The sequence below is a fragment of the Corynebacterium callunae DSM 20147 genome (assembly GCF_000344785.1).
Classification (GTDB): Bacteria; Actinomycetota; Actinomycetes; order Mycobacteriales; family Mycobacteriaceae; genus Corynebacterium; species Corynebacterium callunae.
In genome coordinates, this window is sequence record NC_020506.1 from 2,602,434 (window position 1) to 2,618,181 (window position 15,748).

Consider the following 15,748-nt stretch of genomic DNA (forward strand, 5'->3'; position numbering starts at 1 on the left):
CATGTCTGCCACCCACAGGATGCTGCTCTGGGCCTGGAGTACCCTGCTGGTGGGTTCTTTGTTGTGGCCTTTGGCAGGTCCTGGGGAATTATTGCTACGTGATATGGCGGTGGTGGATAATCCCGCACTTTCGCTAAATGCCTTAGGTTTTGGTGACCTCCCGGCGCGTAATGCTCCCCAAGATGGTGTGCTGGCTCTGCTGGGTTTCCTCCCCGTCAGCTGGCTGGTGCGATTGCTTTTGGTAGTTGCCGGATTAGCGGGTGCGTATGGAGCCATGCGACTGGGAAAAATGCCTTTTGCTGCGGTAACCATTGCCATCTACAACCCCTTTGTGGTGGAGCGATTACTCCAAGGGCATTGGTCTTTGGTGATGGCTGCTTGGCTTTTGCCGCTGATCATTTCCTTGCGCAAGCACCCACGTTTACAGATTGTGGCCATGTGGGCAGCAGCGCTTTCTCCCACCGGGGCTTTTGTGGCGGTGATTGTGGGTGTTGCATCGTCTCGTCGCAAAGCACTAACGGCAATTTTTGGACTCTTAAGCTGGCTACCGTGGTTGATTCCTGCTCTCTTGGCGCCCCCAGCGGCAGCGGGGGTATCGGTATTTGGCATCCGCGCTGAAGGGTTCGCCGGCACCCTGGGCACCGCACTCGGCTTGGGTGGCATCTGGAATGCAGGCGCAGTTCCGGCCTCGCGAGAAGCCGGCTTCGCCATCGCCGGATTTTTGTTATTTGTTATTTTGCTGGCCGGTTTCCGCAATTGCCCGTGGCCTTTAATGGTGCTGGCAGTGGCTGGTTTATTGGGTGCTTTAAGTCCCTGGCTGCTGCCGGAATATTTCACCTGGGTTATCGCGCATATTCCGGGCGCAGCGCTTTTCCGAGATTCTCAAAAACTTTTGGTGTTTGCCATCCCAGCTTATGTGTCTATGGCAGCTGGTCTGCATAAACCTTTGGCTTGGGTGGCAACTTTGCTGGCGCTGTTGCAGATCCCCGATGCTGCGCGCGAGGTTGCTGTGTTGCGCCCCAGCTCTGCCCACGTGACAGCCACCGCGGAACTTGCCCAACTTGCGGCAGGCCGTGATGTGTTGCTGGTTGGGCAGTCCACGCTGGTGCAGCGCGCCGATGGCATTGTGGTGGTTGATCCGCGCACCAAGGCGCTCTCCCTGGTGGAATCTGGCGAGCTGCGGGTTGACGGCGTGGTCACCGATGCGCCTTCGTCCAGGTGGGTGGCCGCTAATCAGGCGTGGCAGCGCGGCGACCTCGCTGAATTGGAAACCCTCGGTGTGGGCCTAATTATCGACGGCGACACCGTGGTAGAAACCTCCGCCCCACCGCAGCGCGGCTGGCGTTTTTATCTAGGCACCAGCCTCAGTGTCGGCTGGCTCCTATTGCCTTTCGCGCTGTTATTTTTCCGCCCACGCAGATCCTTTTCCAAGGTCAAGGAGTAGCTGCTCAAATTGAGCACCAGCGGTGTCCCAGCTATAGGTGCTGGCGCGCTGAGCCGCGGCGCTGCCTAGTTGGGCACGCAGGGGCGCGTCGAGAAGCAGCTTTTTAGTGATGGCAATCAACTGTGCCTTGGAATCAACAAGGATTCCGGTGTGGTCGTCGTCGATGGAATCGCGCAGGCCGCCGGAGCTGCGATAACCGATGGTGGGCACGCTGTGTTGGGCGGCTTCGGTGACGGCCAAACCCCAGCCTTCTTTGCGGGAGGGCATGAGATGGATGGTGGCGCGCTCGAGGAGGGCATGTTTATGATCCTCAGCCACCTGACCGTGGAACACCACCCGATCGCTCACACCGAGCTCGCGGGCATAGGCCACCAATTCTTCCTGCCACCAGCCACTGCCCACCACATCGAGCACCACGCCATCAAGGGCTGCCACCACATCCATGGCATGTTCAATCTGCTTATGGGGCACCAAGCGCGAGAGCGTAATCAAATGCACGCCATCACGGTCCAGGCGAGGCAGATGAGCTGGCACCAGATCCAGGCCATTGCGGATAATGTGAATGCGCTCTGGCTCCACACCAAGATTGCTCAGTTCCTCTGCACTAGGCGCGGAAACCGTGACATAAGGTGCATTTTTATAGGCGCGGGGTGCAACTTTAGATTCCAAAAACCAACCCACGCGCGCCAGGACCGGGCCGACCACTGGCCACTGCTCGCGGTGACAGTGATGGGTAAGCAAAATGGTGGGCTTGCCGGAGAAAAACCTGCCAAAAAAAGGAATGCCATTTTGGGTATCTACCACCACATCAACCTTGGCAAAGGTGCCGATACCCAACCTGCCTAAAGTCATGGCAGCCCAAGCCTTGGGATAAACGCTGAATTTCTCCCCGCTGCGCGAATAGCGCACACCATCGCGGAAGGAACGCCGCGGGGCATCGGTATGTCCTGCCGTGCGGAAAATAACCTCATGGCCTTGGGAAGCCAGATATTCCCCCACTCGTTCCAGGTAGCGTTCACTACCGCCACCTTGGGGATGAGTGGTATCGCGCCAGCACAACAAAAGGATCTTCATAGGGTTTCCAAGTTTAGCTGCATGTGCCCCGGATTCCCGCCTCCAGCCCAAACCCGTCATAATAGTTTTATGACTTCCAGCAGCTCAGAAACCATCACGATTTTTTCGCCTTTCCGCGCCCCCGGCCACAGCCCGGAGGAGATCCGCGAACTTATTTTGACTGCAGCCCGCGAAGATGGCGCCGACTTTATCGGGGTGCCTTTTGCCAATACCGATAATGTCACCATTGAAGTCTCCTCCGAATTAATCAATGACAATCTCGGCTGGCTCGATGATTTTGTGCTGGCTGAAGGCCTGGGTCTGCAGCATAATGGCGAAACCCTGCGCTTTGGCGATGAAGACATTAACTTCACCATCAAAATGCGTGGCGATGACGATGCCCGCATTGGCGCCTCCCGTCTGGGGCTAGAGCCACTGATGACTCTTATGCATGAAGATGAGGACTTTATTGTCATTAGCCGCTTTGACCTGGATAACCCGGCCGATGAGTCCACCTATATCAAAGCCCGTAGCTTTGATGAATTAGCTGGTTGGACCCTGGAATATGGCGTTGCAGGCGTTAGCCACACCACCATCGTTCCCGATGTCTCCACCGCAATTACTACCGTTCTGCGCTGGATGAATGGTGAGGATATCCGCGATCTGGACTGGTCCACCAATTGATCCCTGCGCACACCCGCCGCTTGGCCACCCTGCGCCGCGCGCTGGGTTTACTCAGCGATTTCCGCTTTGAGCAAACCCGCCCCGATATCTTCTACGGCAACTTAGCCCAAGACACTGCCACGCTTATCGACGCCATCAGCCACGACATCACCGGCCACTCACTGGCCGGCAAGGTTGTTGTTGATGTGGGCGGTGGACCTGGCTATTTCGCCTCAGCTTTCCGCGCGCGCAAAGCGCAGTATTTTAGTGTGGAACCAGACGTTGGCGAGATGGCAGCAGCTGGCATTAAGGTGCGTGGCTCGGTCCGCGGATCCGGCCTTGACCTGCCACTTTTAGATAACTCCTGCGATATCATCTATTCCTCCAACGTGGCAGAACATCTAGCTGATCCCTGGCGCATGGGCGATGAAATGCTGCGTGTCACCAAACCAGGTGGCATTGCGATTTTGAGCTATACCATCTGGCTAGGCCCTTTTGGTGGCCATGAAACAGGCATCTGGCAGCACTATGTGGGTGGCGAATTCGCGCTTAAGCGCTACCTTCGCAAACATGGTCACCTGCCGAAGAATGTTTTTGGCCAATCTCTTTTTGATGTCTCCTGCGCTGCGGGTTTGAACTGGGCAAAACAAGCTACAGATGCTCAGTTGGTACTTGCTTTTCCGCGTTATCACCCCACATGGGCTTGGTTTTTAGTCCGGGTACCGGTTTTGCGTGAATTCTTGGTGAGCAACCTGGTGTTGGTGCTGCGCAAAGGTGAGTGAAGTGGGGTTAGGGATTGTGTTCCCTCCAAGCGAAAAAGTCTGCGCCCATTTTCGACTTTAAGAGTGCAACTTCTTCAGCGGGCGACTTTGCGAAAGCTTGAATTGATTCATGCGGCAATGGGTATTGGTGCCTTAAGATTCCACCAGGAAACCATTTGGAACAGTTATCTGGCGACCAACGCGGACGACATAGTATTCGTGTGAATGCTCAATGGTGTCTCTGATGTATCTGGAATAAAGAAGGTGCGGATAAGGTCGAACTCGTCGACTTTCATTGAAAATGAACTGGACAAACCAGGTGAGTTTATTGAGCCGATCCACCCAGGTGAGATCCTGATGGAAGATTTCATCACCGGCTTCGGGATCACACAAAATAAGCTCGCTGTAGCAATTGGCGTACCACCACGTCGAATCAGCGAGATCGTGCATGGCAAGCGGGGTGTCAGCGCTGATACTACTCTTCGCCTGGCACGGTATTTTGGTACATCCGCCGAGATGTGGATGAATCTGCAGACGAACTATGAGCTACGGCTGGAGCGTCGGGCACTGCATGAGAAGATCGCTGGTGTGGGATCGAAGCAGTGAAAGGGCAGGATATAATTCCTTTTCCATTGCAATAGATTGCCGCGTTCATTTCCACGATCACTGGAACTTAGGTTGGTTCTAAAACAGCAGAAAACCCCGGATTCAGGCACCCTTTTGGGTTTCTGAATCCGGGGTCTCCGGAGCTGTACTAAGCCTGTGCTGCGTTGATGCGCTTCTTCAGTGCTTCGAACTGCTCATGAACCTCGGTTGGAACCTTTGGTCCCAAGAAGGTGAGGTACTCAGCATTGTCCTCAACATCAGATGCCCACTGGTGTGCAGGAGCGGTAAGTGCTTCCTTCACATCCTCAAGTGGGGTGTCTAGACCTTCGAGGTCCAGATCCTCAGCCTTTGCGGTGTAACCAACGATGGTCTCGTCGGCGCCAACACGGCCTTCAATACGGTCGATGACCCACTTCAGAACGCGGGAGTTGTCACCGAAGCCAGGCCACAGGAAGCGTCCATCTTCGCCACGGCGGAACCAGTTGACCATGAAGATGGATGGCAACTTGTCGCCACCCTTGTTGCCCATGTCGATCCAGTTCTGCAGGTATTCACCAGCGTTGTAACCCATGAATGGCAGCATTGCCATTGGATCGTGGCGCAAGGTGCCGACCTTTGCCTCAGCGTCAGCTGCGGTCTGACCGGATGCGAGGAGGGCGCCAACCATGGTGCCGTGCTCCCAGTCGTAGGTCTGGGAAACCAGTGGAACGGTGTCAGGGCGACGTCCACCGAAGAGGATGGCGTCGATCTTTACGCCGTGCCAGTCGTTGAACTCTGGTGCAGCTGCTGGGGACTGCTCGATCGCTACACAGTAACGGGAGTTAGGGTGAGCAGCGTTTTCATCAGACTCTGGGGTCCAGTCGTTACCCTTCCAGTCGATGAGGTGAGCAGGAGTCTCGCCATCCATGCCCTCCCACCAGATATCGCCATCGTCGGTAAGCGCGACGTTGGTGAACAAGGTGTTTCCGGGCTCCATGGTCTGCATCGCAATTGGGTTGGATGCGTAGTTGGTGCCAGGAGCAACACCGAAGAAACCGTTTTCTGGGTTGACGGCGTAGAGGCCATCCTCGTGTAGTTTCAGCCATGCAATGTCATCGCCAACAACCTGAGCGGTCCAGCCTGGGATGGTTGGAGTGATCATGGCAAGGTTGGTCTTACCGCAAGCAGATGGGAATGCTGCAGCGATGTGGTAAGCGCGGCCTTCTGGATTGATCAGCTTCAGGATGAGCATGTGCTCAGCCATCCAGCCTTCTTCACGAGCCATGACAGAAGCGATACGCAGTGCGTAGCACTTCTTAGCAAGGATGGCGTTTCCGCCGTAGCCGGAGCCGTAGGACCAGATTTCCTTGGTGTCAGGGAACTGGGTGATGTATTTGGTGTCATTGCAAGGCCATGGAACATCTTCCTGACCTGGCTCCAAAGGTGCACCAACGGTGTGCAGGCACTTAACGAAGGTGCCGTTCTCACCGATCTTCTCCAAGGCTTCAGCACCCATGCGGGTCATGATGCGCATGGACATGACAACGTACTCAGAGTCGGTTAGCTGAACACCGAGCTTTGGCTCAGGATCGCTGATTGGGCCCATGCAGAAAGGAACCACATACATGGTGCGGCCCTTCATGGAGCCAGCGAAATGCTTGGACATTTCGTCCTTCATCGCCTGTGGCGGTGCCCAGTTATTGGTAGGACCTGCATCTTCTTCCTTCTCGGAGCAGATGAAGGTACGGGATTCAACACGTGCAACATCGGAAGGGTTGGAACGTGCCAGGAAGCTATTGGGGTGCTTCTCCTCATTTAGCTTAATGAGGGTTCCAGCCTCAACGAGCTCCTCCGCCATGCGATCCCACTCTTCTTGGGAACCGTCTGCGAAGACAACTGCTTCTGGCTGAAATAGCTCGACCGCGTCCGCGATCCAGCTCAGCAGTTCCTCATTGTTAGTTGGCGCCTCACCTTTAAGGCCCCTGATTGCAGCTGTAGTCATCACTTCTCCAGACAATTTGTCACTCGACTGAGTTCTCGAAATCCAGCGTAGCTTTTAGGACCGGAACTAGTTAATAAGTCTAATGAGACACATGCCACATTTGTCATTACCAGTGCACTTACCCCCTGTCCACACGCATCCATAGACTTTTATTGTGAGTAAAATTCCCGTTTGACTGCCCCTTTTCGGGGGTAGATTCGGGCACTAGCCCCCATGTTTCAGAGCGCTCATTAATGTCATTTTGCGCTAAACCCCAATCATTTTCCGGCATTTGTGTAGCCCACACCTCATAAGTACCCGAAAAACTATGCATGCTTATGCGGTCTACAACTCCATCCCCGTCCAGATCAGCGAGAATGGTAATCCCTTTCTCGCTGCTGAAGGTGACAGATTCCTCCCCCACATCCCCTATCTCAAGGAAGCTTCCCTCAAATTCCAGGGCTAGGCCGCCGGGCACCCCTACGGCATCCGCCAATAATTCCCCAAGTCCGTTTAGCCATGTGTACTTCATTGTTACTTTTCACTATCCAAACGCTGTTGACGCAACCACTTCATTGGCCCCAATTTATCCCCTGCGGTTCTACTGGTTATATCTAGTTGAAGCATTTTTTGGGCCTGATTCCACCATTTCGTCACTTTGCTACGCCGTGCATTAAGCACTTGGATGAACACCATAAGCAGTACCAAAGGCAGCGAATCTAAGCGAAGTAAAGTTGTAACAAGAATTGCAAAGGCTGCCATGATAAGCACTTGTGTAGCAATTCTTGGCTCACCTGGAAAAGCTATATTCCACCGCCTACGCACCCCCTCGCGATCATTATGCAGGCGAAATTTTTGGAATTCTAAATCATCTTTTCGCTCCCAGCGCGCCACCACTTGATCCCACCGTCCGCTCGGCACTTGGGGGAATTGCTCTTTAATTGGCATTCGTGCCAGCTTTAACACGGTTTCCACGATGTCCGAGCCAGCAGGAACCGCACCTGGGCACACACCAACGGGCAGAGGCGAGCACACAACCAGTCGGCCCACGCGGTGCCAAGCGTCCTGCAAGATGGGGGCGTCGACAAGCAAAAAACCTGTGGGCCCAGCAACCGCAACCACAACGTCAACCCCGGCGGAATCACTGAGCTCAACGTGGGGTGCAAGCTGTGTACGCAGCAGCGCAACGGCCTGCATATCTGGACCGATGACTGCCACCCGCGGAATTTCTGCCACCGGTTGGCGTGACACTAAAATACCAGGTGTGAGCTGGGGAAACAGTCGGGATAATGCCTGTAACTCACCAATTAGCAGGCGTTCCCGGACTTTAATGAGCTCGGAAATTTCAACTGTGTAATTTGAGAGCTTGTCCTTATCTTCTATATGCACAAAAAGTTGGGGGCCAAATCGCATCCGCGAACGGACCCGGCCGCTAAGCTCGCCGGGGTGCACCAACAGCACCACATCGGCACCCGAACCCACCGCGGGCCAAGTAGTTCGCACCATCACCGCGCCTGGAATGGAAATATCAACCGCAGCATCTAAGGTGCACACCCCAATGCGAGGCGGACCCGTGAGCTGAAATAAAACCTGTTGCACCGCACGTGCTGCCGGATCGCTCAAAGGCTGACTTTCCGCCCACGCCGCGGCTTTGAGAAAAACTGCAGGAACCGCTGTTCCCATATGCCCACCCCTAGACACTAATTTTGCGAAGATCCCCATCCCCCTGCGCAGCTTTTAAAGCTTAAACACCATCGAACCCTAGAGTTAGCAACTGCGCAACTGCCTCTGTGGATAACTTCGATGTGTGCGCAGCACAACAGACATATTAGAGTCCAAACTGTAGGATTAATCCATAAGCGCAACTCCCATCTACCTTGAAAAATGGGAAAGTTGCCAGGATTTCATTTTTAGGTCAGTCTTATATGCCGACATCTTTTGGCTTTGGCAGCACTGCTCCCAGCATCGAGGGAAATCCTCATATCTTTTGTTGGAAGATTCTTTAAGCCTGCAGACTGGCAAAGTCCATGCATAATCGCACAATATTGAAGTTTTACATCTAAACAGGAAAAATAACCACTAATGTCTATTTCTGATAATTCCCGAGATCAACTGGGTGAACTGCCAGCTGGCCGTCCCCTCCAATCCGATTTTGATAATGACCTGGACTACCCACGTCTAGGTAGCGTCACTTTCCGTCGCGGTACCCTCACCGAAAACCAGCAAACCATGTGGGATGAAAAGTGGCCAGAACTTGGTCGCATCCTCGAAGATGAGCTCATTGACCTAGATAGCTGGTTTGGTCGCAGCGGCGCTCGCACCATTGTGGAAATTGGCTCCGGTACCGGCACCTCCACTGCAGCTATGGCCCCGCTGGAAGCTGATACCAACATCGTTGCCGTTGAGTTGTACAAGCCAGGTTTGGCCAAGCTCATGGGCTCTGTGGTGCGCGGTGGCATTGACAATATCCGCATGGTGCGCGGTGATGGCATTGAGGTTCTTAACCGCATGTTCGCCGATGAATCCCTCGACGGTATCCGCGTTTACTTCCCGGATCCTTGGCCTAAGGCTCGCCACAACAAGCGTCGCATCATCCAATCTGGTCCTTTGAACCTCTTTGCTAAGAAGCTCAAACCAGGCGGAGTGCTGCATGTGGCAACCGACCACGCCGACTATGCAGAGTGGATCAATGAGCTTGTCAACGTTGAGCCTTTGTTGGAATACAAGGGCTGGCCTTGGGCAGAATGCCCACAGCTCACCGACCGTCAGGTCATCACCAAGTTTGAGGGCAAGGGTCTAGAAAAAGACCATGTCATCAACGAATATCTGTGGCAGAAGGTTCAAAACTAATGACTGATGTCCACGAGATCATTCATAGCTACAACCCAACTGATCAAGCAGGCCCAGAAAACCTGCTTTTGGTCTGGGATGCCCCCAACCTAGATATGGGACTGGGTGCGATCCTCGGTGGCCGCCCCACAGCTGCCTACCGCCCCCGTTTTGATGCCATTGGTCGCTGGCTGCTAGCTCGTGCTGGCAAGCGCGCCCATGAGTTGGGCCGCCACATTGAACCTGAGGCCACGGTCTTTGCCAATATCACCCCAGGTGGCGCTGACGTTGTTCGTCCTTGGGTAGAAGCCCTGCGTAACGTAGGTTTTGCGGTCTTTGCCAAGCCGAAAATCGGCGAAGATTCCGATGTCGATCCAGACATGATCGCCCACATCAAGCGTCGCCATAATGAGGGTGTCTTGCGTGGTGTAATCGTTGCCAGTGCCGATGGCCAGAACTTCCGCGAAACTCTCGAAGAGTTGGTCGCAGAAGGCATTCCAGCCACTGTTATTGGTTTCCATGAGCATGCCTCTTGGGCAGTTGCTCATGAGCACATTGAATTTGTGGACTTGGAAGAAATCCCGGGTGTATTCCGGGAGCCGTTGCCACGTGTCAGCCTGGATAACCTGCCGGATAACGGCGCATGGCTCCAGCCTTTCCGTCCTTTGACTGCACTTTTGTCCAACCGCCACAATCCTCAGGAGTAAAGCACCCGTGTTTTCGAGATGGGGCCATTTTGCCTATCGCCATAGGCGTATTGTTCCGCTGTTTATCATCCTCGCTATTTTGGCGCTTTATGTGGCGTTCGGGCTCAAACTAGGCGATCGCATGAGCCAAGAAGGTTGGGATGATCCCGGATCAGACTCAACCGTGGCTTCCTCCATTGAGGCGGAGACTTTTGGCAGGGACAACAACGGCGACGTCGTCTTGCTTTTTACCGCTCCTGCTGGCACCACCTTTGATGACCCGGAAGTTTTTGCAGGTCTTTCTGATTACCTCGACGGGCTTATAGCCAATAACCCCGACGAGGTCAGCCATATCAATAGTTATTTTGATACCCGCAACCAGAATCTGCTCAGCGCCGACCGTACTCAGACCTTTGCAGCTCTTGGCCTTAAAGGTGATGGAGAACAAACTCTTAAAGATTTCCGCGCCATTGAGGATCAACTCCACCCAGAGTCCCTTCCCGGCGGAATTACCACTGAGGTAGCCGGTGCCACCGCGGTGGCAGATGCCCTCGATGAAGGCATGGCTGGCGATATTAAACGCGCCGAAGTTTTTGCCTTGCCTTTTGTTGCAGTGCTGTTGCTCATCGTTTTTGGTTCAGTTGTAGCCGCCACCATGCCACTCATTGTGGGCATTTTGTCCATTCTGGGATCTTTGGGCATTTTGTCCATTTTGGCTGGATTTACCCAGGTCAACGTCTTCGCTCAATCTGTGGTCACACTGCTGGGCTTGGGCCTGGCTATCGATTATGGCTTGTTTATGGTCTCGCGATTCCGCGAGGAAATGGACAAGGGCACTCCGGTACAACAGGCAGTTGCCACCACCACTGCCACCGCAGGTAAAACAGTGGTGTTCTCGGCAGCGATGGTTGCCGTGGCGCTATCTGGACTTTTTGTCTTCCCCCAGGCCTTCCTCAAGTCCGTAGCCTTCGGCGCGATCTCTGCCGTGGGCTTGGCAGCACTGATGTCTGTCACCGTCTTGCCATCAATCTTTGGCCTACTCGGCACTAAGATTGATAAATGGAGCTTGCGCCGTACCTCGCGCACCGCCCGCAAGCTGGAAGATACCATCTGGTTCCGCATCCCTGCATGGGCCATGCGCCATGCCAAGGCGCTCACCGTGGCTATTGTATTGCTGCTGCTCGCCCTCACTATTCCGCTGAGCGGCGTGAAATTTGGTGGCATCAACGAGACTTACCTACCTCCAGCCAATGACACCCGCGTTGCCCAAGAGCATTTCGACGAGGCCTTCCCCACTTTCCGCACTGAACCAGTAAAGCTCGTGGTCACCGGGGCGGATAATAATCAGCTCATCGATATCTACGTGCAAGCCAATGCGGTTGAAGGACTCACCGGACGTTTTAGCGCCGGAGCCACCACTGAGGACGGCACCACCGTGCTTTCCGCAGGTATTCAAGACCGTTCCGTTAATGGGCAGGTGGTTAATCAGCTCCGTGAGATCACCGTGCCAGAAGGAGTGAACGTCTACATCGGTGGTACCCCAGCAATGGAAATTGAATCCATTGAAGCGTTGCTGGAGAAACTACCGTGGATGGCAATTTATATTGTGCTTGCCACCTTCATTTTGATGTCGCTGGTTTTTGGCTCGATTATTTTGCCAGCCAAGGCCATCATTATGACCATCTTGGGTATGGGTGCCACCTTGGGCATTTTGACCCTAATGTTTGTGGATGGTGTTGGCGCAGGCCTACTCAACTACTCGGCTGGACCATTGATGAGCCCCGTTTTGGTGCTGATCATGGCCATTATTTACGGTCTATCCACAGACTATGAGGTCTTTTTGGTCTCCCGCATGGTGGAAGCCCGTGATAAGGGCGAGTCCACCGATGATGCAATCCGCTATGGCACTGCCCATACCGGCTCGATTATTACCGCTGCCGCGTTGATCATGATTGTGGTTTGTGGAGCCTTTGGCTTCTCTGAAATCGTCATGATGAAGTACATCGCCTTCGGTATGATCGCAGCGTTGATTTTGGATGCCACTATCATTCGTATGCTGTTGGTTCCAGCAGTTATGCACCTGCTGCGCGAGGATAACTGGTGGGCACCTGGCTTTATTAAGAAGGCTTATGCCGTAATGGGCCATGGCTCAGAGGTCGCTCCAGCTGTTACCCCAGCAGCAGAGCCCACTGATGTGGCCATTCATGAAGCAGTGCCTGCAGCTGAAACTGTGGCATCTCGCAGCGGCCGCAGCACCCAGGAAGATGAGGAACTCATCTCCTTTGCTGAGCTGATGGCAAAGCTGGAAAATCGCAAGGAGCGCGATTAGTTAAATGCGCGAAATTTTAGCTAACCCCTGGGTTCGTTGGGCGCTGTCCCTGGCGATCCTGGGGGCGCTATTGTATTTTCTGCGCGATCAACTGGATTTCCTTAAAACTGGATTACAACAAATCCACCATGCGCATCCCACCGGCATCGTTTTAACTATTGTGAGCTTGGTATTTTCCTTTGTGGCGATGGCTCGCGTGATGCAAATTATGTTGGATGCTGGCGGCACCCCAACCAGCCTCAAAGCAGCCACTGCGCTGACATTTGCCTCTAATTCTTGGTCTGCCACACTACCCGGTGGTGCTGCGTTTTCCGCCATTTTGACTTTTAAAGTGCAGCGTAGCTGGGGCGCCAGCGTGGTGTTATGTTCCTGGTTCTTCTTACTTTCCAGTGCTTTGTCCACGGTGTGGTTGGTAGCACTGGGCCTTATTGCCGTGTTTTATATGGGCGCTTCACTCAATTTGTGGTCGCTTATCTTAAGCCTTTTAGGCATGGTTGGCCTCTCGGTCCTGGTTTTTTGGGCTTCCAAAAATCCTGATATCTTGGCGCACTGGGTGCGCAAGTTAAGCAGAAACCGCAAGCACGGAGTCGTCGACAAGCTCTTAGACCAGATTGAGCAGCTCCGCACCGTAACCCTCAGTGGGCCCCGGTTTGCGGTCGCTGCGGCGTGGTCACTGGTTAATAGGCTTCTCGACGCCTTCTCTTTGTGGATTTGCATTTGGGCGGTGACCGGCTCAGCCCCATTTTGGGATGCGCAGGAAAATAACACCACCATCGCGGGTGTGCTCTTGGCCTATACCACCGCTAAAATTGCGGGCTCATTGCAAGCGACCCCAGGCGGAATTGGCCCGATTGAAGCGGCGTATATCGCAGCGTTGGTGGCAACCGGTATGACAGCGGTGCATGCTGCAGGTGCCGTCATCATCTACCGCTTGTGTTCCTTTATCCTCATGGCGCTGGTGGGATGGGTCATCTATTTTATCTATTTCACCCCCAAGGGCATTGAGCTTAATGAGGATAACCCCGCAGAAAGCGATACCATGGACGCACAGTCTTCCTCTGCACATTCTGAAAGGCCGAACTCGTGAACCGCTGGACGTCTTTAACCATTGATGCCATCGCCATCGGTCTCTTTGCCCTGTTTGCCAGGGTGGCCCACCAAAGTGCAGAGATGCCCCTTAACCTCCACGGCTGGTTTTTTACCTGGCTCCCCTTCCTAGCAGGCGTTTTTATCGCTTATTTGGTGATTATTCTGCCGGCTAAATTGGCCAGTGAAAGGATCCGTCCGGCGGGCTTAAGCGTATGGGCTTTTGCCGTGGTGATTGGTTTGACCATCTGGGGCTTTAATAACGGCGCGGTCCCCCACTGGTCATTTATGATCGTGGCCACCACAGCTTCTGCCATTTTGGTTTTGGGTTGGCGTGCACTCTTTAAAGTTATTTCCCGCTAAGAGTCTCCATAAAAATAAGCCCGTGACCTTGATATCCAAGGTCACGGGCTTTTTGGGTGCTTAGTAAGCAGGGATGAAGGATTCCAGTGGTGGGATCAAGCCGAGGAAATCCAGAATAAAAGCGACAAGCAAAGCAGTAGATAACATGATGTACTCCTTAGGTCTGCGAATGTTAGGTTCAGGATAACAATAATTTAAAGCTATGTCAGCAATTATTTTTGGGTATAGAAAAACCCGTGGCCTTAAACTTCAAGGCCACGGGTTAAGTCTTGCTAGTAGCTAAGCAACCCTTGAATATAGGGAAGAATTGCTCCAAAAATGTCTAGCCCTAACAGAACTGCGATCACAGTGGACATAATGTTCTCCTTAGATCAGCGAATGTTCTCCCCCACCCTACGGGATTACATTGGCATGATGGTGTGTTTTTTCTCCAAATCCACCACGGTTTTGTTCTCCAATTGACGCAAAGCTTTACGCAATACCAAACGAGTTTCCGCTGGCTCAATCATGGCGTCGATGTATCCACGCTCAGCAGCCACATAAGGGCTGGTCATGTTCTCATCATAGAAGTCCATGAACAACTTCTTCATATAACCGCGCTGCTCTGGTGGCGCTGCCTCCAGCTGCTTGCCCTGGATCAACACCACCGCAGCGGCTGAACCCATCACGGCGATCTGCGCAGTAGGCCACGCAAAGTTGAGGTCACCACTGAGGTTCTTAGAACCCATGACGGCATAAGCTCCGCCATAAGCCTTACGCACGATGAGGGAAATCTTTGGCACTGATGCTTCCACCACAGCGAAGGCGAGCTTGGCACCGCGGTGAATCAGTCCGACCTTTTCCTGATCAACACCAGGCAGGTAGCCCGGGGTATCCACAATAAAGAACAGCGGAATGTTGTAGGCATCGCAGATACGAATAAAGCGCGCGCCCTTGTCAGCAGCATCAGCGTCGATGCAACCAGCCTTATCCATAGGTTGGTTTGCCACCACACCTACTGCTTTGCCATCAACACGGGCAAAGGCAGTAATGAGGTTGGGTGCAAACTCAGCCTGGATTTCTAGCAGGTTTTCATCATCAAAAAGCTGCTCCAAAAGATCCAACATGTCATAACCCTGGTTGGTGTCATCGGTCATGAAGGAGTTGAGGGATGCATCATATGCAATCTCCTCATCTGTGGGGGCAGCAAAAACTGGTGCTGGATCCTTGCAGGTCAAAGGCAGGTACTCGAGTAGATCCTTAACCATGCTCAAGGCTTCTTCCTCACTGGCAGCCAGATAAGAAATATTGCCATTTTGCATTTGCTGGACGGCGCCACCAAGGTCAGCGGAGGTGATTTCCTCACCGGTGACCTCTTTAATAACGGCAGGTCCGGTGACATACATTTCGGTTTCACCAGCCACACCGATAACAAAGTCAGTGGTAACCGGAGCATACACGGCGCCACCAGCAGACTTGCCCAGCATCACGGAAATCTGTGGGCTATGTCCTGAAAGCGGCAGCTGGCGGCGCGCAATTTCGGAATACATGGCCAATGAGGTCACTGCATCTTGAATACGTGCGCCACCGGAGTCCTGGATACCCACCACAGGGCAGCCAATCCGAATGGCCATATTCATAACTTCACTGACCTTGCGGCCGAAGGTCTCGCCCACGGAACCACCGTAGACAGTTTTATCGTGTGCGTAGATGACTACTGGGCGACCGTCGATACGGCCATAACCAGTAACTACACCATCGGAATAGGGAGCGTCGGGATCATTCGGGGTACGGCCCAAAGCGCCGATTTCCACGAATGAACCTGCATCGAGCAAGGAATTAATGCGCTGACGAGGGGTGGTGCGTCCCTCATCATCACGCTTTTTGCGTGCGCGTTCGCTACCTGGATCTTTAGCAATCTCCAGACGAGCGCGCAGATCCGCGAGCTTCTCTGCAGTAGTGGTGTTACTCAACTTCCCTCAGCTTTCC

The 15,748-nt window shown here is 53.6% G+C and carries 15 protein-coding genes; 10 read left to right on the forward strand and 5 right to left on the reverse strand.

The annotated features are described in order from the left end of the window. Nucleotide 1: 1 nt before the first annotated feature. Nucleotides 2–1,444: a hypothetical protein gene (locus tag H924_RS12110; protein ID WP_015652250.1), complete on the forward strand. Its 1,443-nt coding sequence runs from the start codon at nt 2–4 to the stop codon at nt 1,442–1,444. Here H924_RS12110 and H924_RS12115 read toward each other — a convergent pair. After that, nucleotides 1,400–2,518: a glycosyltransferase family 4 protein gene (locus H924_RS12115; RefSeq protein WP_015652251.1), complete on the reverse strand. Its 1,119-nt coding sequence runs from the start codon at nt 2,516–2,518 to the stop codon at nt 1,400–1,402. The two genes, H924_RS12110 and H924_RS12115, sit on opposite strands and share 45 nt — an antisense overlap. Before the next feature lie 69 nt (nt 2,519–2,587). On the opposite strand from H924_RS12115, the gene H924_RS12120 reads away from it, so the two are divergent. The 4 genes from H924_RS12120 (at nt 2,588) to H924_RS12130 (ending at nt 4,527) form a co-directional block, all read left to right on the forward strand. Continuing rightward, nucleotides 2,588–3,181 (forward strand): hypothetical protein, encoded by a 594-nt coding sequence (locus tag H924_RS12120; RefSeq protein ID WP_015652252.1) that lies wholly within the window; start codon nt 2,588–2,590, stop codon nt 3,179–3,181. Continuing rightward, entirely contained in the window at nt 3,178–3,942 is a 765-nt protein-coding gene (locus H924_RS12125; RefSeq protein ID WP_015652253.1) for a class I SAM-dependent methyltransferase, read from the forward strand. The genes H924_RS12120 and H924_RS12125 overlap by 4 nt, the downstream gene beginning before the upstream one ends. A 155-nt stretch (nt 3,943–4,097) precedes the next feature. After that, entirely contained in the window at nt 4,098–4,166 is a 69-nt protein-coding gene (locus tag H924_RS14810) for a hypothetical protein (RefSeq protein ID WP_404825337.1), read from the forward strand. Continuing rightward, a complete protein-coding gene (locus H924_RS12130; RefSeq protein ID WP_015652254.1) occupies nt 4,147–4,527 on the forward strand; it encodes a HigA family addiction module antitoxin in 381 nt (126 codons plus the stop codon). Before H924_RS14810 ends, H924_RS12130 begins: the two co-directional genes overlap by 20 nt. A 148-nt stretch (nt 4,528–4,675) precedes the next feature. On the opposite strand, the gene H924_RS12135 is transcribed toward H924_RS12130, so the two are convergent. The 3 genes from H924_RS12135 to H924_RS12145 form a co-directional block, all read right to left on the reverse strand. Beyond that, on the reverse strand, nt 4,676–6,508 hold the full coding sequence (locus H924_RS12135) for a phosphoenolpyruvate carboxykinase (GTP) (RefSeq protein ID WP_015652255.1): 1,833 nt from the start codon (nt 6,506–6,508) through the stop codon (nt 4,676–4,678). A gap of 118 nt (nt 6,509–6,626) precedes the next feature. Beyond that, complete coding sequence (locus tag H924_RS12140; RefSeq protein WP_015652256.1) at nt 6,627–7,019, reverse strand: hypothetical protein; 393 nt, start codon at nt 7,017–7,019, stop codon at nt 6,627–6,629. Nucleotides 7,020–7,021: 2 nt separating this feature from the next. Then, nucleotides 7,022–8,170: a hypothetical protein gene (locus tag H924_RS12145; protein WP_015652257.1), complete on the reverse strand. Its 1,149-nt coding sequence runs from the start codon at nt 8,168–8,170 to the stop codon at nt 7,022–7,024. A 399-nt stretch (nt 8,171–8,569) separates the two neighbouring features. Between H924_RS12145 and trmB the strand changes: the two genes are divergently transcribed. Genes trmB through H924_RS12170 form a run of 5 tightly spaced genes read left to right on the forward strand, consistent with a single transcriptional unit; the run spans nt 8,570 to nt 13,780 of the window. Next, nucleotides 8,570–9,337, forward strand: coding sequence for a tRNA (guanosine(46)-N7)-methyltransferase TrmB (gene trmB / locus H924_RS12150; protein ID WP_015652258.1), 768 nt, complete (start codon nt 8,570–8,572; stop codon nt 9,335–9,337). Further along, nucleotides 9,337–10,023, forward strand: coding sequence for an NYN domain-containing protein (locus tag H924_RS12155; RefSeq protein WP_015652259.1), 687 nt, complete (start codon nt 9,337–9,339; stop codon nt 10,021–10,023). The genes trmB and H924_RS12155 overlap by 1 nt, the downstream gene beginning before the upstream one ends. A gap of 7 nt (nt 10,024–10,030) precedes the next feature. Beyond that, the gene (locus H924_RS12160) at nt 10,031–12,331 is read left to right on the forward strand and encodes an MMPL family transporter (protein ID WP_015652260.1); all 2,301 of its coding nucleotides are present in this window, start codon (nt 10,031–10,033) and stop codon (nt 12,329–12,331) included. A gap of 4 nt (nt 12,332–12,335) precedes the next feature. Continuing rightward, a complete protein-coding gene (locus tag H924_RS12165; protein WP_015652261.1) occupies nt 12,336–13,418 on the forward strand; it encodes a lysylphosphatidylglycerol synthase transmembrane domain-containing protein in 1,083 nt (360 codons plus the stop codon). Continuing rightward, complete coding sequence (locus tag H924_RS12170) at nt 13,415–13,780, forward strand: DUF3054 domain-containing protein (RefSeq protein ID WP_015652262.1); 366 nt, start codon at nt 13,415–13,417, stop codon at nt 13,778–13,780. Before H924_RS12165 ends, H924_RS12170 begins: the two co-directional genes overlap by 4 nt. A 401-nt stretch (nt 13,781–14,181) precedes the next feature. Here H924_RS12170 and H924_RS12175 read toward each other — a convergent pair whose 3' ends face one another. Then, nucleotides 14,182–15,732 carry an acyl-CoA carboxylase subunit beta gene (locus H924_RS12175; protein WP_015652263.1) on the reverse strand — a complete coding sequence of 517 codons (1,551 nt, stop codon included), beginning with the start codon at nt 15,730–15,732 and terminating at the stop codon, nt 14,182–14,184. Nucleotides 15,733–15,748 lie beyond the last annotated feature (16 nt).